The sequence below is a fragment of the Faecalispora jeddahensis genome (genome assembly GCF_000577335.1).
Lineage (GTDB): Bacteria > Bacillota > Clostridia > Oscillospirales > Acutalibacteraceae > Faecalispora > Faecalispora jeddahensis.
This window is the reverse complement of sequence record NZ_CBYL010000021.1, coordinates 41650-61148: the sequence shown is the minus strand read 5'-3', so window position 1 is coordinate 61148 and position 19499 is coordinate 41650. Positions and strand designations below refer to the sequence as shown.

19 protein-coding genes are annotated in these 19499 nt (G+C 52.4%); 13 read left to right on the top strand and 6 right to left on the bottom strand.

What is annotated here, in order from left to right:
- The 10 genes from TY09_RS09685 to TY09_RS09640 all read left to right on the top strand — a co-directional run.
- Positions 1 to 1296 (top strand): peptidoglycan DD-metalloendopeptidase family protein (locus TY09_RS09685; RefSeq protein WP_042433683.1); only part of this gene is annotated, 1296 nt, incomplete at its 5' end.
- Positions 1297 to 1320: 24 nt separating this feature from the next.
- On the top strand, positions 1321 to 1695 hold the full coding sequence (locus tag TY09_RS09680) for a DUF3846 domain-containing protein (RefSeq protein ID WP_018213970.1): 375 nt from the start codon (positions 1321 to 1323) through the stop codon (positions 1693 to 1695).
- A gap of 14 nt (positions 1696 to 1709) precedes the next feature.
- Positions 1710 to 1976, top strand: coding sequence for a DUF6103 family protein (locus tag TY09_RS09675; protein ID WP_018213969.1), 267 nt, complete (start codon positions 1710 to 1712; stop codon positions 1974 to 1976).
- A gap of 380 nt (positions 1977 to 2356) precedes the next feature.
- The gene (locus tag TY09_RS09670; protein WP_042433655.1) at positions 2357 to 2773 is read left to right on the top strand and encodes a hypothetical protein; all 417 of its coding nucleotides are present in this window, start codon (positions 2357 to 2359) and stop codon (positions 2771 to 2773) included.
- Positions 2773 to 5652, top strand: a complete 2880-nt coding sequence (mobP3, locus tag TY09_RS09665) for a MobP3 family relaxase (RefSeq protein ID WP_042433651.1) — start codon at positions 2773 to 2775, stop codon at positions 5650 to 5652. Before TY09_RS09670 ends, mobP3 begins: the two co-directional genes overlap by 1 nt.
- 144 nt (positions 5653 to 5796) lie before the next feature.
- On the top strand, positions 5797 to 7215 hold the full coding sequence (locus tag TY09_RS09660; RefSeq protein ID WP_042433647.1) for a DUF3991 and toprim domain-containing protein: 1419 nt from the start codon (positions 5797 to 5799) through the stop codon (positions 7213 to 7215).
- A gap of 66 nt (positions 7216 to 7281) precedes the next feature.
- Positions 7282 to 9096: a type IV secretory system conjugative DNA transfer family protein gene (locus TY09_RS09655; protein WP_042433644.1), complete on the top strand. Its 1815-nt coding sequence runs from the start codon at positions 7282 to 7284 to the stop codon at positions 9094 to 9096.
- A gap of 11 nt (positions 9097 to 9107) precedes the next feature.
- Positions 9108 to 9374, top strand: a complete 267-nt coding sequence (locus tag TY09_RS09650) for a helix-turn-helix domain-containing protein (protein ID WP_042433641.1) — start codon at positions 9108 to 9110, stop codon at positions 9372 to 9374.
- A gap of 383 nt (positions 9375 to 9757) precedes the next feature.
- A complete protein-coding gene (locus TY09_RS09645) occupies positions 9758 to 10216 on the top strand; it encodes a helix-turn-helix domain-containing protein (RefSeq protein ID WP_042433638.1) in 459 nt (152 codons plus the stop codon).
- Positions 10217 to 10251: 35 nt separating this feature from the next.
- Positions 10252 to 11112: an EamA family transporter gene (locus TY09_RS09640; RefSeq protein WP_042433635.1), complete on the top strand. Its 861-nt coding sequence runs from the start codon at positions 10252 to 10254 to the stop codon at positions 11110 to 11112.
- 133 nt (positions 11113 to 11245) lie between these two features.
- Here the strand turns inward: TY09_RS09640 and TY09_RS09635 are convergent, their stop codons facing one another.
- Both TY09_RS09635 and TY09_RS09630 read right to left on the bottom strand, forming a co-directional pair.
- Entirely contained in the window at positions 11246 to 12607 is a 1362-nt protein-coding gene (locus TY09_RS09635; RefSeq protein ID WP_042433632.1) for a sensor histidine kinase, read from the bottom strand.
- A complete protein-coding gene (locus TY09_RS09630; protein ID WP_042433629.1) occupies positions 12600 to 13277 on the bottom strand; it encodes a response regulator transcription factor in 678 nt (225 codons plus the stop codon). The genes TY09_RS09635 and TY09_RS09630 overlap by 8 nt, the downstream gene beginning before the upstream one ends.
- A 194-nt stretch (positions 13278 to 13471) precedes the next feature.
- Between TY09_RS09630 and TY09_RS09625 the strand changes: the two genes are divergently transcribed.
- The 3 genes from TY09_RS09625 (at position 13472) to TY09_RS09615 (ending at position 16352) form a co-directional block, all read left to right on the top strand.
- The gene (locus tag TY09_RS09625) at positions 13472 to 14023 is read left to right on the top strand and encodes a PepSY domain-containing protein (RefSeq protein WP_042433626.1); all 552 of its coding nucleotides are present in this window, start codon (positions 13472 to 13474) and stop codon (positions 14021 to 14023) included.
- Positions 14024 to 14197: 174 nt separating this feature from the next.
- Positions 14198 to 15301 carry a bifunctional glycosyltransferase family 2/GtrA family protein gene (locus TY09_RS09620; protein ID WP_042433624.1) on the top strand — a complete coding sequence of 368 codons (1104 nt, stop codon included), beginning with the start codon at positions 14198 to 14200 and terminating at the stop codon, positions 15299 to 15301.
- A complete protein-coding gene (locus TY09_RS09615) occupies positions 15294 to 16352 on the top strand; it encodes a phosphodiester glycosidase family protein (protein ID WP_052335595.1) in 1059 nt (352 codons plus the stop codon). The genes TY09_RS09620 and TY09_RS09615 overlap by 8 nt, the downstream gene beginning before the upstream one ends.
- Before the next feature lie 311 nt (positions 16353 to 16663).
- Here the strand turns inward: TY09_RS09615 and TY09_RS09605 are convergent, their stop codons facing one another.
- The 4 genes from TY09_RS09605 to TY09_RS09590 form a co-directional block, all read right to left on the bottom strand.
- Positions 16664 to 17137, bottom strand: coding sequence for a phosphatase PAP2 family protein (locus TY09_RS09605; RefSeq protein ID WP_242841472.1), 474 nt, complete (start codon positions 17135 to 17137; stop codon positions 16664 to 16666).
- 87 nt (positions 17138 to 17224) lie between these two features.
- On the bottom strand, positions 17225 to 17773 hold the full coding sequence (locus tag TY09_RS09600; RefSeq protein WP_042433615.1) for a COG1361 family protein: 549 nt from the start codon (positions 17771 to 17773) through the stop codon (positions 17225 to 17227).
- A 1-nt stretch (position 17774) separates the two neighbouring features.
- On the bottom strand, positions 17775 to 18533 hold the full coding sequence (locus TY09_RS09595; RefSeq protein WP_042433613.1) for an ABC transporter permease: 759 nt from the start codon (positions 18531 to 18533) through the stop codon (positions 17775 to 17777).
- Positions 18530 to 19483, bottom strand: a complete 954-nt coding sequence (locus tag TY09_RS09590) for an ABC transporter ATP-binding protein (protein ID WP_052335594.1) — start codon at positions 19481 to 19483, stop codon at positions 18530 to 18532. Before TY09_RS09590 ends, TY09_RS09595 begins: the two co-directional genes overlap by 4 nt.
- Positions 19484 to 19499: the final 16 nt, after the last annotated feature.

The window sequence follows — 19499 nt, the reverse complement described above, 5'->3', positions numbered from 1 at the left end:
AGTATGCCTGCGGAGTACCGGGAATACATCGGGGATATGCGCCAGAGCTTCACCCTCATAGACAATGCCATCGATAACGTGAACGCAGAGATGGAGGACGGCGACAGCCTTGACAATTACCGGGTCAAGGCAATTTTTTATTCTCTGTTCTTCGGCGCAGCGTCCCCCTCCCGACTGGAACACCGGCGCTATGTGGACTGCTTTGTGACGTATGAGGAACGCACCCGCACCGTGGAGAACGGCGACGGCACCACCTCGGAAGAAACCTATACCGTAGCCGTACCCATCACCTCTCTGCCCGCTGTCTACAACAACATCCGCGCGCTGTTCGGCAGAGCCGTCACTTATGAGGATCAGGCCAACGCCAATGAAATCTATTACCGCGCCCGATATGGCACCGGCGCGCCCATGGAAGATGACAATTCCGGGCTGTGGGAGGACTGGACGCCGGATCAGATGGACGGTTTTTATTCCGATTTGCCTGTCGGAGAAGCGGGTGCACAGGCTGTCCGGCTGGGGCTTTCCCGCCTTGGAGACCCGTATTCGCAGAAGCTTCGAGGACAGGGCAGCTACACCGACTGCAGCTATCTTGTACAGTGGGTGTACAAAAAGCTGGGGGTAAATCCGCCTGGCACGGCTGCGGCGCAGGGCAAATACTGCGTGGACAACGGGCTGACGATTCCAAAATCCAGCCTTGCTCCCGGAGATTTGGTGTTCTGGAGCCACAAGCCCAACGACCGCTTCATGAACATTAGCCACGTTGGCATCTACGCCGGGGACGGCAAGGTGGTGGACGCATCCTCCTCGAAAGGACAGGTCGTCTACCGGGATTTGTTCGATTCCGGCAAGCAGGTGCTGTACGCAAGACCCTACGCGGAAGCGCCGGAAGCCTCCGCCTCCGGCTTGATTTCTCCGCTGGGTAAGAACTGGCGCTCCATGGTGACCTCTGAATTCGGCGGCAGGACGGACCCGCTCACCGGCGAGTGGGCGGGGCATTCCGGTATTGATCTCGGCGCATCGAAAGGCACCTCCATCCGTGCGGCACAGGCGGGAACAGTGAAAACCGTAGTCTATGGCAGCACCGGCTACGGCTATTATCTCACCATTGACCACGGCGGCGGGCTGGTCACCTTATACGGTCACTGCTCTGAGATTCTCGTCCGTGAGGGGCAAACCGTGAAAGCCGGGGAAACCGTTGCCAAGGTGGGTTCCACCGGGCGCAGCACCGGAAACCATCTGCACTTTGAGGTGCGGGTGAACGGTGTGAAGCAAAATCCGAGAAATTATCTACCATAAATTTAAGAAGGAAGGGCTGATTTTATGCGTGAGAACAAGATTAAGGTACTCAAAATTGAGCCGGGGCAGGCGCCCCATGTCAAGGAAATTCAAAATGACCTTGCCAGCCTGCAGGCGGAGGTGGGCGGCCTGATTGAATGCATCAGCTTTCCCAACGGCTGCGTTGCCGTCTGCAATGAGGAAGGCAAAATAAACGGAATGCCGCCCAACAGGCGGCTGGGCGCGGACATTATCTGCGGTCCGTTTTTTGTCTGCGACACCACCTATGACGGCAACTTTACCTCGCTCGGCAAGAGTAAGGTCGCGGAATACAGCCAGCTTTTTGCTGACATTCCCGAATTCACCGGGCAGGAACCGGAGCTGGAACCCGGCTTCACCTTTATGGGATTTCGATTTTAAGGAGGACACTCAGCATGAAAAAAGAAAGCATTACCGTGCAAATGGACGGCGAAAAGCTCCGTGCGGTGAAACGCTACATGGAGAAAAAGGATGCGGATCTCACACAGGAGCTCTGCGATTCCTTGCAGAAGCTCTATGAAAAATACGTTCCGTCTTCCGTCCGGGAATATATTGACGAGGGCTGCGAGGATGCTCCCGCCACCGCTTCGCCCAAAAAGCAAAAAGAAAAAGAGAAATCTGCTCCTGCCGCTGATGGCACACAGGACAGGGCGGCACATTAAGGCGCATGCCCGTCCCCCAGCGTTGCCCCCTGTTCGCCCCTGTGTGCCGCTTTGACAGGCGGTGTGGCATCCATGCACCCATCCCACTCTAAACGGCAACGTGAGGGCTTTGTGCGAGCGTTGGGAAAAGGCTCTCTGCACCCCAAATCCAGCAGTCTCCACGGTCGAAAAAAGAGCAGGAGAAAGGCAGGTGGTCGCAAGCGACCGCCCGCCGCCCACTTCGCCCAGCAGTGCTGGGCGTTTTTCGCACTTCCCCATGAGGTGGTCGGATTGCGGGTTTGTCACAGCCGGGGTGGTCGAAATCAGAGAAACCGCAGGAAAACAAAGGCTTTCTGACCGTCACCTTCGGGGTAGACGGCAGGCAATAGGAGGATTTGCCGATGAAAAACAACAAGGAAAGAACCGCCGTCTGGATGTACCCCGAAACGATGGATCGGATGGACGGCTGGCTGGAAAAGGACAACTGCAAAAGCCGCAGTGAGTTTATTGAGAAAGCCCTCGGCTTTTACATGGGCTACCTTGGGTCGGAGGACATCACCTCCTACCTCTCCAAAGCCCTGCTCTCGTCCGTTGAGGGAACCTTGCAGAAAACCGAAAACCGGGTGGCGGCCAACCTCTTCCGTCTGTCGGTGGAGATCAGCATGATGATGCATCTGCTGGCAACCACGCTCAATATCACAGATGATGAACTGCGCCGGCTCCGCGGCCGCTGCGTTTCCGAGGTGAAAAAGACCAGGGGCAAGATCCGTCTGGATGATGCGGTGGACTTCCAGAGCAGCCAGAATGACGAAGAATAATGGCACGCATAGTTATAAAAAACGGTTACCTCAAAGGCGGAAGCGAAAAAACAGCCGCCCATCTGAATAACCTGGTCAAGTATATTGCTACCCGTGACGGTGTGGATAAAATAAAGAACGGCCGTGAGCTTTGGCATGCCACGAAAAAACAGCAGGCTCTCGTCACGGAAATCCTCCGGGAGTTTCCCGACACCAGGGAGCTGTTCGAGTACGAGGACTATCTGGCATATCCGAACCGGGAAAACGCCTCGGAATTTATCACCATAGCGTTGGAGCAGCATCTGGATAAAATCGGTGATCGGGAAAAATATCTGGACTACATTGCCAACCGCCCCCGCGTCGAAAAGTTTGACAGCCACGGTTTGTTTACGGGCGGCGATGAGCCGCTGGCCTTAAATCAGGTTGCGGATGAGCTGTCCGCATATACCGGAAATGTGTGGATGCCGATTATTTCTCTCCGCCGTGAGGATGCCTCCCGTCTGGGGTATGACAATGCGCTTGCATGGAAGGCTCTGCTTTCCTCCAAGGCTTTGGAGATTGCGGAGAATCTGAAAATCCATCCGGACCATCTGAAATGGTACGCCAGTTTCCACAACGAGTCCCACCATCCCCATGTGCATATGCTCTGCTACAGCACCGACCCCAAAGAGGGATACCTCACCAGGCAGGGCATTAAAAAAATGAAGTCCTCGCTGGCAAATGAGATTTTCCGTCAGGAGCTCATTCCGCTCTACGGTGAAAAGAGCCAGCGGCGGGATGACCTGAAAGAACAGGCGGCCGAGTCCCTGCGGGAGCTAATCCGTCAGATGAAAGGGGGTGTTTTGCAGAGCGACCGCATGGAGCAGCTCATCACACACCTTGCCGAGCGTCTGCAAACGGTGGGCGGCAAAAAACAGTATGGATACCTCAAGGCAGAGCTGAAAAATATTGTGGACGAAATCGTGGATGAGCTGGCGCAGGACAGCCGTGTCACGGAAGCCTACCGGCTGTGGTGGGAAACCAGGGGCAGGATCGAATCCATCTATACCGAAACCCCATCCGAGCCGCCGCCTCTTTCCCGCTGTGAGGATTTCAAGCCCATCCGCAACATGGTCATTCAGGAAACCCTGCTCCTTGGGACCATGACCTTCGAGGAACCGTCATCGGCAGAACCGGCACTGCCGGAGCCGGCGAATGATCTGGAGATACCCCTCTCTGACATGACGGACAAAGAAGAACAGGAACCGATAGATGATTCCGGAGGGCAGCCCTCCAGCGATGAAACCTCTGACGGTAAGGAATCCTCTGACTCCTGGTGGACGGAGGACTACAAACTGGCAAAGAAATATTTGCATGGCGATGAGGATGCCGAAATCCCGCAAGATTTTGAGAAAGCCCGTGAAATTTTCCTCGCGGAAGCAGATGCGGATAACCCTCTTGCGCTGTATGACCTTGGCCGAATGGCCGCCGATGGTCTTGGCTGCGAAGCAGATGCCGGAGAAGCGTACCAATGGTATGAAAAAGCCCTTGCCGTTTTCCATGCCGCCGAGGAAGAAAAGCCGTGGAAGTACACCGAATATCGAATCGGCAAAATGGTTGCCGCAGGGCTTGGCACCGAGCAGGACTATCTGCAGGCGGCAGATTGGCTCACCCTCTCCGCGGAGGAGAACTACAAATACGCGCAGTATTCCCTTGGCGGTTTGTATTACCACGGCAAGGGTGTGGAGCAGGATCATGAAACCGCCTTTGCCCTCTATACCCGCTCGGCGGATCAGAGCTTTCCCTATGCCAGCTTTGAGTTGGGTAAAATGCTGTGGGATGGAATAGGCTGTAAAAAAAATCAGCAGGACGCTGACCGCCGCTTTCAAGAAGCCTTTCTCGGCTTTGTTTCTCTGGAGGAAAAGGGCCATGATGATAAGCTCCAATACCGTCTTGGCTGGATGCTTCTGAATGGTGTTGGTACTGACAAGAATGAAGCCAGGGCAAAAGAATACTTTGAAAAGGCGGCATCCGTGGGAAACACATTTGCCTGCTACCAGCTTGCCAAGCTCATCCTCTCGGATGAAAAAGCATCGCCGCAGGATGTTGAGAAAGCCCTTGGCTATCTCAGCAAAGCGGTGGAGGCTGAGAATCCCTATGCTGCATATTTTCTCGGCAAGCTCTATGAAAAGGGACAGCATGTTCCGCAGAATATTTCCGAGGCGGTACGGCTTTATACCCTGTCGGCAGAACAGGACAATGACTTTGCCGCATACCGGCTCGGCAAGCTCTACCTTGGTGGCGAGGGTATCCTCAAAGATGTGGAGTCCGCCGTCCGCTGGCTGATCTTTGCCGCGGACCGGAAGAACCAATTTGCGGAATACGCCCTCGGTATCCTCTACTTCAAAGGAGAAGATGTTCCGAAGGATATCCCCAAAGCTCTGGAATACCTGAAACGGTCTGCCGGTCAGGGAAATCAGTTTGCACAATACCGGCTCGGCAAGATTTACCTCATGGGCGAGGATGTGCCAAAGGATGTACAGGCAGCCCTTGGGTTTCTGACTGCCGCCGCTGAACAAGGCAATCAATATGCGCAGTATACCCTCGGCAAGCTGTACCTTATGGGAAAGGATGTCCCGAAAGACAAAGAAGCTGCTGTCCGCTGGTTTACCCTTTCTGCCGCCCAGGGCAATATTTACGCTCAGTTTTTCCTCGACCATATGGATAGCTTTAAAGACCCCTCCGTCCTGCTGGCGGGGACACGGCTCCTGAATCACATGAGCCGTATTTTTTCTGACAACACACCGCCCTTAAAGCCGCCCGGCCCTCGCATTGACCGAAAACGGCGCCTCAAGCTGAATGAGAAAAAGCGTGCGGCCGGTCATGCCCAGGGGGACCACGAACAGACCATGTCGCTATAACGATTGGAGGATCACCGTGAAGAAACAGAAAAAGAAAATCAAGCAACCCATCAGGTGGAAATTGCTCCGGAACCATTGCCGTCCTGTAAAAAGGGCGGCTTTTTTTCATAGAATCGGCAATCACCACAGGTAGGAGGTGCATCTATGGGTGTCTATGTATATTTTACAGATGAGCAGAAGTACCGTGCCAACAATGTGGATCTTGTGGATTTCCTCCAGCGTCGCGGTGAGAAGCTGATCCCCAGCGGCCGGGATAAACGGCTGGCGTCCGACCGCAGCATCACCGTCCGGGGAAACGAGTGGTACGATCATTCCGCGGAGAGCGGCGGGTATGCCATTGACTTTGTGCGAAACTTTTACGGTCTCACTTTTCCCGAAGCCGTGACCATGCTGCTGGGTGGTGAGCAGGGGGAGGTCTATCGGCCCGCCTCACAAAAGAAGCAGGAGCCGAAAAAGCCCTTCGCTCTTCCGGCTCCCCACAGCGATATGCGCCGTGTCTATGCCTACCTTACAAAAACCCGGCTTATCGACCGTGAGGTGGTCAGCTACTTTGCCAGGGCAAAGCTCCTGTACGAAAGCTGTGAAAAGTCCAAGGACGGCGCGAAGGAATACCATAACGCCGTATTTGTAGGATTCGATGAAAACGGTGTTCCCCGCCATGCCCACAAGCGGGGACTCTATACCGATGGACCCGGCTTCAAAGGCAATGTGGATAACTGCGATCCAAGCTACAGCTTCCACCACATCGGCACAAGTGGGCGCCTCTATGCATTCGAGGCGCCCACCGACCTGCTGTCTTACATCACCCTGCATCCCCAGGAATGGCAGCGCCACAGCTATGTGGCGCTCTGCGGTGTTTCCGAATACGCCATGCTGAAGATGCTGGAGATATATCAAAACCTAAACCATGTGATTCTGTGCCTGGACCATGATGAGGCAGGAATCGAAGCGTCTGAGAAATACCAAGACCTGCTGTATACAAAAGGGATTCCATGTGAGATAGAGTTGTCCATACACAAGGACTGGAACGAGGATATCAAGGCCAAGCACGGATTGCCGGCCATCCCCGCCGAGGAACATCCCCAGCATATGCTTCGGGATGAACTCTGCCGGCAGCTTATGGAATCGGGATTGCCTGCGAAATCCGGCTGCTCCGCGGATACCCTGTCCGCCCTGCTCATAAAAGTCCGTTCCCATCTGCATTGGGGGCAGTTTTCCGAGGCGGATGATTGTCTGCGGGAGATGTGCCGCCACGCTATAGTCGGCGCCGTGAGGGAGTACCGGCAGATGGATCACAGCCGGGATCTTTCCGTTGTGCAGGCAAGGCTCCGCAATGGGTTCAGAGCCTATGAAAACCGCGGGCATCTGAAAACCCGGTTGGATTTACTGGAGTCCGATATCATGTCCCTGCGGGGCTATGAGCGTGTGGTGTCCGCCGCCGAAAAGGAAAAGCTGGCGGAGTGCTACGAACACATTGCCGCCCACGGTCTCAAGGGCGCCATCCTGCTGGAGAAACACCGGCAAAAGATGGAGCAGAATCAGGAAATGAAACTGTCCATGTAAAGCCCGGCAATAGCACTGCCTCCGCTTCTGACATTTCAAGTCGTCAGAAGAATAAGGAGGATCTCTATGCAATCTCAGGTTTACATCTTGATTGGCGCCGCAGCCATTATGTTCGCCGTCATCGGCGGCTTGTCTCTGCTGGCGCATTATTATACTTTAAACGGCATCAAATCCCGCACGGTGGGTGACGGTCAGCATGGTACGGCACGGTTCGCATCAAAACAGGAGATCAAAAACACCTATAAGCACGTTCCGTTTCAGCCGGAGCTGTGGAGGCGGGGCGAAAGCCTCCCTACCGAGCAGGGAGTCATACTCGGAAGCAAGGGCGAGAAAAATGCGGTCACCGCATTGGTGGATACGGACGATGTTCACATTTTGATGATCGGCGCATCCGGCGTGGGAAAAACAGCGTTCTTCCTTTACCCAAACATGGAGTATGCCTGTGCCAGCGGGATGAGTTTCCTGGCGCTGGATACCAAAGGGGATCTTGCACGCAACTATGGAAGCATTGCTCAAAATTACTATGGTTACAATGTGTCAGTCATAGACCTGCGGAACCCCAGCCGCTCAGATGGTAACAATCTGCTCACCCTTATCAACCGCTACATGGATATCTGCCGCAAGGAGCCAAATAATCTGGCCGCCAGAGCCAAGGCGGAAAAGTATGCTAAGATTTTGGCTAAGACCATTGTCAATCCGGAGGGGGACGCTTCCACCTATGGTCAGAATGCTTTCTTTTACGATGCTGCCGAGGGGCTGTTGACAGCGGTCATTCTTCTGTTGGCCGAGTATCTGCCGCCCACCGAGGAAAACCCGCAGGAGCAGCGGCACATCATTTCCGTATTCAAGCTGGTGCAGGATTTGCTGGAGCCATCTAAGGTGAAGGGCAAGAGCCAGTTTCAGCTTTTGATGAATAAACTGCCCGGAGATCACAAAGCCCGCTGGTTTGCCGGTGCCGCCTTGAACAGTGCGGAGCAGGCGATGGCGTCGGTTATGTCTACGGTGCTGTCGCGTCTGAACGCTTTTTTAGATTCCGAGCTGGAGCAGGTGCTGTGCTTTGACAGCGCCATTGATGCCGAAACCTTTGCAAACGAGAAATCAGCCATCTTCTTAATTCTTCCGGAGGAAGATCAGACAAAAAACTTCATGGCCGGACTTATGATCCAGAACTTGTCCCGTGAGCTATTTTCTGTAGCGGACGAGAACGGCGGCAAGCTGAAAAACCGAGTGGTTCTTTTCTGCGACGAGTTGGGCACCATGCCCCCGTTTGACATCCTGCCCCTGTTTTCGGCAGGGCGCTCTCGCCGCCTGACTCTGGTACCAATCATCCAGAGCCTTGCACAGCTCGAAAAGAACTACGGCAAAGAGGGCAGTGAAATCGTGCAGGACAACTGCCAGGACACCATCTTCGGCGGTTTCGCTCCCAACAGCCAGACTGCCGAGGTACTCTCCAAAGCAATGGGCAGCCGCACTGTCATGAGCGGCAGCGTGAGCCGCGGGAAGAATGACCCCAGCCAGTCCTTGCAGATGATGGAGCGCCCGCTCATGACGCCCGATGAACTCAAATCCATTCCAAAGGGCAGCTTTGTCGTAATGAAAACCGGTACCCATCCCATGCGGACAAAGCTGCGGTTGTTCCTTGATTGGGGTATTCGTTTCGGGGAGTCTTATACCGTGGAGGAGAAGGCAAACCGGAAAGTGGCCTATGCCGATAAGCAGGCGCTGGAGGAAAATATCGTCCGCAAGCACACGGCCTGCATGCTGGTGGATGAAGAAACCGGGGAAATACTGGAGCCGCCGGCGGGAACAGGAACCCTTCATACCCCGGCAGTGGAACCATCTGAAAACACCATGCGCCGCCGATCCATACTCAAAACGTAAAGGAGGGTCCCATGAGCTACTTCGACCACATTTACACCGCCTCGCCCGATGAGCTGCCCCATCGGGCGAGAGCTGTTTATATATACCTTCGTGACCGCACAGGCCAGGGGCAGGACTGCTGGCCTGCTGTAAAAACCATTGCTTCCGACTTGCAGCTTTCCCGCAGCACCGTCAAGCGTGCCCTGCATGATCTGGTCAAAGCGGGGCTCATTGAAAAGGAACCACGCTATCGGGAGAACGGGAGCAACACCTCCAACCGATTGATTCTAAAAAAATAGCCAGACTGCAAAAAAGCGAAAAGACGAATTTCCCGCCAAGGGGGTCTTCCGCCTTTTCGCTGAACCCTGGAGCGGTTCACTGTGAACCCACCAGAACCTCTCACTCTAAGAATTTTTATTACAGAAAAAGAACAATCTATCAGGGTTCGGGTTCTATGAAAAGAAAATGAAACACACCATAGCAAGAGTCCTGAATGTTTTTTATCGGGATACAAGAAATCTATCTTGGCAAACAAAAATCAAAGAAAAGGAACGGTCCGTCTTTTGTCTAATAAACGACATCTATATACTGCCAAAGTTACATCAAGTGCAGTTAACGTTGATTTTTCTGTTTTGCTGCATTATAATAATGACAGATAGTACAGATAGTAAGGAGGGATTTCATGACGGACGATATTCTGAATCTCGAACAGGCGGTGGAATTTTTAGGCGTGAGCGAAAAGACCCTAATCAAGCTACTCAGGGAAGAACATATTCCTGCCCGCAAGATTGGCCGGGAGTGGCGGTTTAGCCGGGAGGCTTTGATGCGCTGGCTGGCTGATGGGGATTCCATGTCCTACATCAATCCCAACGATCGGTATATGGTCTCCGAAGATATCCCCGGAGAGTCTGCCGCTTTGTTTATGAAGGTGAGAGAGGCGCTGGCGTCCATAAGCCACGGCGACAATAGCATCAAAACTCTGCTGCCAGAGCTGGATCGAGATGTTACCATCCCTGCGGATGCCACGCTTCGTATCAGCTATAAGCAGCAGCGGGATGTAGAAAAACTGGAGTTTAAGATTTTTTGGGAGCTGCGGGAAGACTTCAAGCTGGAGGCCAATCAGAAAGCGAAATCTTCTTAAACGCAGCATGAAAGGAAAATAAGGGAGGGATTTCTATGTGGGTTGCCTATGCCTTTGGCTCGGCCTTATTTGCGGGCATGACCTCCGTTCTGGCAAAGGTCGGGATTAAGAATACAGACTCCAACTTGGCAACCGCCCTGCGCACTGTGATTGTGCTTCTGTTTTCATGGGTGATGGTTTTTATCGTGGGGTCTCAACATGCGATTGCCGCAATCTCACCGCATAGTCTTTTATTTCTTGTCCTTTCCGGCGGAGCCACCGGCGCCTCTTGGCTGTGCTATTTCAAGGCGCTGCAGCTTGGCGATGTCAATAAGGTAACCCCCATCGACAAAAGCAGCACGATTCTGACGATCCTGCTTGCCTTTGTCATTTTGGGAGAAACGCCAACCCTATGGGCACTATGCGGCGTCGCTTTACTTACCGTTGGAACCTGGTTCATGATACAGCGGCAAAAATCGGACGCAGCCGACAATGAGAGCAGAGCATGGCTTTTTTATGCCGTGTTGTCCGCCGTTTTCGCCGCACTGACCTCTATTCTCGGCAAAATCGGTATACAGGGCATTGAATCAAACCTGGGCACGGCAATCCGCACGATTGTCGTGCTGGCGATGGCCTGGGGCATTGTATTCCTGCAAAAAAAGCAATATCTCATCAAGAACATAGACCGGAAAGGCTGGGTGTTTATTGCACTTTCCGGTCTTGCTACCGGCCTTAGCTGGCTGTGCTATTACCGCGCGCTGCAGGAGGGAAAGGCCAGCGTGGTGGTCCCCATTGACAAACTCAGCATTGTGGTGACGGTGGTCTTCTCCTACATTTTCTTAAAAGAGAAGCTCACGAAAAAAGCCCTTGCCGGCTTATTGCTGGTCATATGCGGAACCATGCTGTTGTTATTTTAATTGGGCCGTTGCTCAGTTACCTCAATAGAAAAGCAATATCTCATGGTCTAAAGAGTTAAACGGCGGTTCATTTCTGAACCGCCGTTTTCTATACCACAATGAATGCTTGAAAAGATATCTCAATCTAATATCCTCACGGTTTATCTTGCTTTTTTTGCGGCTGATTGGGAAGTGAAATCCGAAACATTGTGCCTTCTCCCTCTTCGCTGGAGGCGGTAATGTCGCCGCCATGAATCTCTACAATCCATTTGACAATCGACAACCCCAACCCAGTGCCAGTGCGATTGCGCGCTTTGTCGGCACGGTAAAAGCGTTCAAAAATGTGGGGGATATCCTCCGCACTCATTCCGATGCCATCGTCAGAAACAAGGATCTCCGTCCTTTCTTTGCAGCCTTCTGCCGATACAATTACCATGCCGCCAGCCTTGCCATACTTGATACCGTTCCCAATGATATTCACAAAGAGCTGTGTTATGAGGCTCTGATCGGCGTAAATCCGCGTGTCCCCGGCAACATCATTTTCCAGCCTTATGTTTGCCTCCGTCGCCATGTCAGACAGCTCATCTATGATGGAATCGAGCATATCCCGGAGTGTGATCCACTCCTTTTCGACATAGTAACGGCCCTCATATCCGCGGGTGAGCATTAATAACTGAGAGATGATGTGGTTCATGCGGGTGCCCTCCCGCTGGATGGTCATTAGATTTTCAGTTGTTTCAGGGCTTTGATCCCCATTCAATGCGTCTTCCGTGCATGCGGAGATGATGGCGACCGGCATACGCAGCTCGTGGGAGGCGTCGGAAGAAAACTGCCGTTCCCGGCAAAAAGAGGCCTCCACCTTATCAAGCATGGCATTGAAGGCCGCAGCCAGCTCACCCACTTCATCCTCTGATACAATGCCCTCAATTCTGTGGGACAGGTCCCCTTCTCCAATGGAGCGGGCCGTTTCGGTAATCTCCGCAATGGGACTCAGTGTGCGGCGGGCAATAAAATACGCTCCAAGGGCAGAAAGGCCAAGATAGAGGGGGACGAGTGCAAGCAGCAGAATTCGGAGATTTCCCAGGGAGTGCGCCACCGAAGCAGTGGAACTGCCTACAAACAGCTTCAGGTCCAGCCCATCCGCGTGATACTCCTGCCCTATGACCATCCACTCCGCCCCGTTGTGTGTGACCATCGCATTGTCCCCATCGGTATCCGGAACATTGGACAGCCATTTGCCGTTTCGGGAGGCGAACACGATATTTTTATTCTCATCGGTCATACAGACTAAAATACCGTTTTCTATATCCAGGTCAAAGTCCACGGCCAGTTCGTTGTCGTCCACCTCCAGGGATGAAACCATTCGGGAAATGGCGACATGGAGCTCTGAGCGCAGACTTTGATAAAGGGAATTCGATATCGTGCCATATACCACCGGCAGCAGAACGCCCAGGAGTACGATAGAAAATGCGGAATACCAAAGGATGATTTTGGTGCGGATTTTAAGTTTACTCATTTTCTTCCCTCATAACATATCCGAACCCTCGAATCGTGTGAATCAGCTTGGGGGAAAAGCCTTTATCGACCTTGTTGCGCAGATAACGGATATAGACGTCCACGACATTGGAGTCATAATCAAAATCATAGTTCCATACATGGTCTGCGATTTGTGAACGGGTCTGGATGTGCCCCTGATTGCGCAGCAGATACTCCAGAAGCGCATATTCCTTTGACGTGAGCTGAATGGGTTGGTCGGCTCTATGAACCGCATGGGTGGCGGTGTTCATCGTTAGATCCGATAGTCTCAATACTGTTTCTTTCGTGTCGCTGCCACGCCGGAGCAGGGCTCGAATGCGCGCCGACAGCTCTTCAAAGGAAAAGGGCTTGATTAAATAATCGTCCGCGCCGGCATCCAACCCGGTCACCCGATCAGTGATGGAGTCCTTGGCGGTCAGAATCAGCACCGGTGAAGCGTTGCCCTTGCCCCGCAGTTCCCGCAATACTGAAATCCCATCCTTTTTGGGCAGCATCAGATCGAGGATGACGCAATCATATTGCATGGACTCTGCATAGGCCAGCCCATCCTCACCATCAAAGCAGCCGTCCACCGAATGTCCGGCTTCTTTTAACCGTTTAGAAATAATTCGATGCAGCGCGGCATCGTCTTCAATAATTAATATCCTCATGATAGTTCTCCTTTTCTTTTATACTATTCCATCAACATGAAAATCAAATGAGAAAGTACGGGCTTAAATGTAGCTACCTTTTATGAGAAAACCCTCATTTTCTTTTCACCGCTGTCTCATTTGCGGGTGCGATACTGCACACATAGATGAATACCGTAGTGTGTCATCTAAATCAAAATCGGAGGTAAAAATCTATGAAAACATCGAAACGGAGTGGGTTACTCTTTGGAGCCTTGGCGCTCGTGCTTACGGCAACCACAGCGCTTGGTACCACGGCTTTTGCCGCAAGTACAACCAGCAAGAGCAGCAATCCGCAGCAGCAGGCGAACCCGGTGGCGGTAATGGCCCAACCCACCTCTGCATCAGCAACGACCGACAACCCGACGAAAGACACCATCGCCACGGCCACCGGTGACACAGGCCAAGTGAATGGCACCAAGCTGGACAAAGATGTGGAGCAGCCGGAGGGCGCCGAGTCCCAAAACGAGGTGCAAGACCAAGGGAAGGAGGCCGCCGAAAACGCCGCTCTCGCCGCAAAAGCGACTGTGACCGAACAGGAAGCCATCCAAATCGCTCAAAACGCAAATCCGGGCTATACCTTTGTTGTGGACGAGCTGGGCGATGAAAACGGCGTAATTGTTTATGAGCTGAAGGGCAAGGATGCGTCCGGCAAAGTGCTGGAAGTCCATGTGGACGCCGGCAGCGGCGCGCTTATTCAGGAATCGGATTCCGAGCACGACGATTAAGCCAGCGGATATTGCCTCGCTCGTATAACACATCATTCTTGGACTGGCAGGAGGGTCTTTCTAAAAGGCCCTCCTGCTTTTTGAGCCAACATGAGAAAATCTAATATTCCCTTCATGGCCGTCTCATTTTGCACGTTCATACTGAAGAAAACAGTGCAAAAGGAGGCCATTGCAATGAAAGAAGATTACTCAAAATATCTGCTGGAACAGAGCCGCTATGTAGTGATTCCAGTTTACCAACCGACTGATCAACTAAAACAGCTTGTATATGATGTCACCGCCGTCGGCTACGAGGTGCTGATTGTGGACGACGGAAGCGACCCGAAATATGATGAGATGTGGGAAGTCCTGAACAAAAAAGCAACCATCATGCATCACGGCGTCAATCGCGGCAAGGGTGCGGCGCTCAAAACCGCGTTTCAATATCTGCGGGATTGTGTACCTGATGCAGGACTCGTTGTTACGATGGATGCGGATGGGCAGCACTTGCCGAAGGATATGGAGCGTGTCGTGGAAACGGCGGCTGCTCATCCCAACGCTCTGGTCTTGGGCGTCCGGCAGTTCGATGAAAGCGTCCCCGCACGATCAAGGTACGGAAATCGGATCACCCGCGCAGTTTTCTCGGCGGTCAGCAAAACAAAGGTCACAGATACACAAACCGGGCTGCGAGCTTTTGGCTGTGGTCTTTTTGATTTTATGCTTGATATCCCGGGTGAGCGTTATGAATATGAAATGAACATGCTGTTGTATTGCGGTAAGCAAGGAGTCCCCCTTCTGGAGGTGCCGATTAAAACCGTCTACCTGGACCAGAAGAACACATCTTCACATTTTAATGCGGTCAAGGACTCTTTGCGTATTTATAGGGAGATCATAAAGTTTGCCTCCTCCTCACTGATTGGTTTTGCGGTCGATTATGCTTCGTTTTTGCTGCTGGTTCCTCTCACTGCGGCGCTTCCGTACCATCTGATTTTCAGCAACATCACCGCACGCATCGTCAGCGGATCGGTCAACTATACAATCAATAAACATATGGTATTTTCCAAAAGGAAAAGCGCGTCCCATACATTCTCCCATTATGTGTTGCTTGCTATCGGAATCCTTTTCGCAAACAGTGTGGTGCTTTCTCTCTTAGACGGGATATTGGGATTGCCTCCGCATGTTGCAAAGCTCTTGACGGAGCTCATTTTGTTTATCCTCAGTTTCACCGTGCAATCTCTGGTTATTTTCAAACCGGAAGGTTCCCATTACGATCAAAAAGAGGTGGTCAAACATGCCTGATATCGCAAAGGAACGTCGTCGGCTCCCCGTGGTTTTGTCGCTGTTTTTGGATATCCTGGCCACGGCTCTTCTGGTTTTCCTCGTTTACTATACGGTATATGAGCTCCCCGCGGCTTACCCGGACAGTCCCGTTATGGCGTCGGTAAATCCGAATAGCCAGAAACTGCACCTGTCCATATCCTCGACAGAAAAAGGGGCGACTTCCAAAGTGCCAAATCATCCGGATACAAGCGCTCCGGCGGCAGACTCCCCTTCCGACGCGGCGGATTGGAAAACAAAATTTGCTGATCATTTTACATCGGAGGTTGTGTCGACCGCCACCACCTATTCAAGTCCCAATTTGTCCGTGGATATCACACAGCATACGATGGGCAGCGGAGATAACACCGTAACCTATTACATTGCCGATGTGTATATGGCGGATATCAGCAGCTTTCAAACGCACTTTGCGTATGATACTTATGGGAAATACAAGCAATCCCTGTCAGATATGAGTGCGGAGGTTGGAGCTGTGCTTGCGATAAACGGCGATTCCTACCGCTTTAACCTGAAGCACCTCAATGGCCTCTTGGTCCGCAACGGCACCGTTTATCGCTCAAACCCCACCACCGCAGATATCTGTGTACTCTACAATGACGGAAGAATGGTTACCAGCAGCCCTGAGAAATTTAATGCGCAGCATGCCCTTGACGATGGTGCCATTCAAACATGGGTATTTGGACCCAAGCTGCTGGATGACAACGGAAAGGCGCAGACAGAGTTCAATACTTGGGACTATATTCGCAAAAGTCACCCGCGCAGCGCCATCGGTTATTATGAGCCGGGACATTATTGTTTCGTAGCTGTGGATGGCAGGCAGGCCGGATATTCCAGAGGAATGAAGCTGCCGGAGCTTGCGGCTATATTTGAAGGCCTCGGTTGCACGGCGGCCTACAATTTGGACGGCGGCCACACCACCTTTATGACATTGGATAACGCTGTAGTAAATCGGCCCTATAAGCCCGAAAAAATCATTTCGGATTGCATTTGTATTTGTGAACCGAGCGCTTGACAGAAAGGATGACTGACCATGAAGTTTTTTAAGCTCTTATCGCATTTGTGTATTGTAATGTCCCTTGCGTTTCTGACCTTTTCAGTCCTTGATTGGTACAATCCCATGATGGACTTCACTACGAATTTCGTATCCTCCAAAATCCTCATTTTCTTCTGTATCAGCTCCCTGATCCTGTCAGTCCGGCAGGTGTGCATGCCTCGGATGAAGCAGAAAAAGCAGTGAAAAAAGCACTTGATGTCCGCGGAACAAACCGCGCCCATCAAGTGCTTTTTTGCGTTATGGGGCGCACTGGAGAACGGAACGGCTCGTCATGAACGGCGCCGCTGCCATATGCCCTCGATCATATCCGCCAGCTTGTATCCGATAAATCCGAACACGCAGCCAAGCAGGACACCGGCCACCACATCGGAGGGGAAATGCACATAGAGATAGAGCCGGGAGAAAGCGATCAGTACCGCGAGAATCAATGCGGGTATCCAAAGCTTTATCTTTTGGCGGCTGAACCAGAGTGCGGATGCCGCAGCGAAGGATGCCGCTGTATGCCCGGATGGGAAGGAAAAATCATCGGGGCGCGGGATGAGCAATTCCACTGCTGTGTTGATGTCGCAGGGACGAATCCGGGCGACAAAGGGCTTCAAAATACCGTTACAGATGACGACGTCAAGAGCCAGCGCGCAGCACAGGGCAATTCCGACCTTTCTGTACTTTTTGGTGATGAGCAGACCGATTGCCAGGACAATCCAGATGGCGCCCGAATTACCCAGCGCTGTGACAAAGGGCATCAACACATCCAGCCATGCTGTCCGAAAATGGTCATATATAAAGTTGAGAATAGAAAAATCAATGGCTTGCATCCGGGGTCACATCCTTTATTTTTGCTTTCCGAGTTGTTTTCGGCGGTTCATGAGAAGAAAGACACCCACAATGATAACGAGCGAGACAGTGATGGACACTGCCAATACCAAGGTGTTGTTCAGGTGAGAGGTGGCAATCATATGGACCGAAAGGGCATTTGAGGTGGGGGTGGCTCCCGTGTCCGGGTTGACGACAGAAATTAGAAACTTGAACTGCCCGACATAGGTCACCTTTACCGGAATTACAACCGATGCGGATTCGCCGGCCGCCAGAGAAGTAATGGAGTGAGTCTGGTATGCGTTGGGACCGAACTCGTCTACATTGTAACTGAACCCCCTGTCCACATCCACAATGGAAAGGTAGCAAACAAGGTTGTTCAAGGTATGGTCTGTCGTGTTGGTCACGGTGATATCGAGATTATTCTCATAAACAGGTTTATCCTCCACGGCGGTGGGTGAGTTGATCACAACGCTGACCTCCCCCGGAGCCTGCGCTGCAAAAGCGGGCACCGCGGAGCAGACAAAGAGCAATACCGCCGCAAACATAGAAATGATTTTCTTCATCTTATTTCTCTCCTTTCAGGGAAACTTTACCGCTGCCCCAAACCAAAAGTGCAATGCCAATGGCGGCAAACACAAGAAGCGGCAACACATACTGCATCAGAGAGAAAACAGAAACCTGATCCACAAGCATCTTCTCCATCAGATTAAAGCAGCAGGCGATGGGGTCAATGCTCAGGAAGAACCTGCCAACGGCCGAAAGCTTCAAAGTCCCTTTCAAAAATGCGGGAAAGGTTAAAACGAGCAGGATCAGGACAGAGGTCAAAATAGACGCCTTGGTGCTTTCCAAAAGGACGGAGAGCATGACGGCAATGCCCGTAAAGGCCAGCAGAGTGAGAAGCCCGCAGAAAAAGGTGATAAACAGGGCGCTGGCCGTCAGACCGGAGCCGGCGCTGATGGCGAGGATATAGGGTACGGACACCAGCAGCAGCACAAAGCCTATGAGCAGTGAGCCCACATATTTTGACAGGGTGAGTTGCAGCTTTGAAATTGGTGTAAGCAAAAGACTCTCTAAGGTGTTTTCCTCCCGCTCGGCTACGAAGGAAGAGGCGCCAAGCACCATGCAGACCATCAGTGTCAGAAATAAAACAGCCTTGATAGCGTATTGAAGAACGTCGGTCTGTGAGAAAGCGGAAGCCTCACGGATCGTAGTGGCGAGGACGCAAAGCGCCGTGAGAATCACGGAAACCGCTGCAATCATCCAAAGTCCTTTGCTTTCGTAAAGGCTTTCCCGCAGCTCCTTTTTTACCATGGACTGATTCATGCGATACCCTCCTTTTCGGCGTCGGTGACTTTGAAGAAAATGTCTTCCATGCTGAGTGTTTTATGGGTCATTTCACGGATATCCAGACCGTTGGAAAGGATCGCCGTCACCAGCTCGTGCTTGACTGACAGTACCTCATCATCGGAAAGGCCGGACTCGCACTCAATGAGAAGCTGCCCATCCTCTCCGGCAACCCGCGCGACCTTTTTGAGCTTGCGGATCAGACCTTCTGCGGCTTCGTTGTCGCTGGTCTGCAAGAGCATGGAGTAGCCATCCCGGTACTTTTCCTGCAGCTCGCGGATGCTGCCCTGTTCCACCAGAGAGCCGTCCTTGATAATGCAAACCTTGTTGCAAAGCACCTCAATGTCTTTGAGCATATGAGAGGTGATAAAGATGGTGATACCGTCACTCTTGTTGATATCGAACAGGAGCTGCTGGATTTCCCGCTGGCCCCGCGGATCAAGGCCCAATGTCGGCTCATCGAGGAAAATGATTTGCGGGCGGTTCACCAGAGCCTTGGCAATCCCCAGCCGCTGCTTCATCCCGCGGGAAAACTGCCCGACAGGGACATCCGCTTTGTCGGCAAGGCCGACCTTGGCCAAAAGTGCTCTCAAATACTTCTCGTCAGAGCCGCCGTGATTGAACAGCGCGTAAAAGTATTGCAGGTATTCCTTGGCCGTCATCCAGTAGTAATAGCCGTGAGATTCCGGCACAACGCCGATCATCCTTCGGATTTCAGAGGCGTGGCCGTCCACCTCCATGCCGCCGATTAAAACTTTTCCCCGTGTGGGAGTCAGCAGTCCGTCCAGCATACGGATGGTGGTGGTTTTTCCGGCGCCGTTGGGACCGAGAAAGCCGAAAATATCGCCTTTTTCCACATGCAGACTCAAATCCTTTACCGCCCGGAAGCCGTTTCGGTAGGTTTTTTCAAGATGTTTAGTTTGTATCATAGGGTTTCCCTCCTTC